This window comes from Streptomyces spiramenti (assembly GCF_012034385.1).
GTDB classification, from domain to species: Bacteria; Actinomycetota; Actinomycetes; order Streptomycetales; family Streptomycetaceae; genus Streptomyces; species Streptomyces spiramenti.
On record NZ_JAAVJB010000467.1, the window covers coordinates 1 to 1,159 of the forward strand.

Annotated in this window: 1 protein-coding gene; it reads left to right on the forward strand. The window is 70.0% G+C overall.

Annotation, left to right across the window (positions count from 1 at the left end; genetic code table 11):
• Positions 1-20: 20 nt before the first annotated feature.
• Positions 21-1,159: polyketide synthase dehydratase domain-containing protein (locus HCJ92_RS24190; protein WP_209311544.1), on the forward strand; the 1,139-nt coding region annotated here is incomplete at its 3' end.

Sequence of the window (1,159 nt, forward strand, 5' to 3'; positions counted from 1 at the left end):
CGACCGCGTTGATGGCCGCCATGGCGGCGCTCCACGTCGACGGCTGGTCACCCGACTGGACACAGCTCCTCGCCCCGCGGACCCCCACTCACGTCGACCTCCCCACCTACCCCTTCCAGCGGGAGCGGTACTGGTTGGAGGGAGGCGTCGCCTCGGCGGGGGTCACGGGATTGGGCCTGGAGGCCGCCGATCACCCTCTCCTCGGCGCCCAGACGATACTGGCGGATTCCGGGGGCGTGGTTCTCACCGGCCGGCTGTCACTGCGGACTCAGCCGTGGCTTGCCGACCACGTCATCGGCGGCGAGGTGATTCTTCCGGGTACCGCGTTCCTCGAACTGGCCGTGTGCGCCGGTGATCAGGTCGGCTGCGGGCTGATCGGCGAGCTGGTGGTGCAGGCGTCGTTGCGGCTGCCGGCCGAGAGCACGGTACGTATCCAGGTGCTCGTGGGGCCGCCCGACGACGAGGGCGCCCGCAGCGTCAGCATCTACTCGCAGGAACACACCGGCGACGTCGAATGGACGCCGCACGCGACCGGTGTTCTGCTGCCTGCGAGTGCTCAGACCGAGGCCGTCTCCGACAAGGGTCCGTGGCCGCCTCGGGACGCCCAGCCGGTTTCGCTGGCGCAGCTGCCCGCACAGCAGGCGGCGGGGGGCTTGGAGTATGGGACCGCGTTCCAGGGGCTTGCTGCTGTGTGGCGGTTGGGGGAGGACGTCCTCGCGGAGGTTCGTCTCCCCGAGAAGGTGGCTGCCGACGCGCACCGCTACGGCCTGCACCCCGCCGCCCTCGACGCCGCGATCCAGGCCCTGCCTCTTGCGGTCGACGGCGCAGACGGCGGAGACCCGACGGCGCCCGTCACGCTGCCGTTCCTCTGGTCCGGGGTTTCTCTGTTTGCGACGGGTGCGGCGACGTTGCGGGTTCGGTTCTCTCCTGATGGTGCGGATGGTTACTCCGCATTGATCGCCGCTGTCGATGGTGAGCCGGTGGCGTCGCTGGAGCGGATGGTGTTCCGCCCTGTGGCTGAGCTGTCGGCCCCGGCTGGGCCCGACCTGCCGCTGTATCGGATGGATTGGACGCCGATGGTTTCCGGTGCCGAGCCTCATGTGCCAGTGGGGGAGGCGTCGGTGGTTGATGTGGGGGGTTTGGTTGGGGTGCTTGAGGG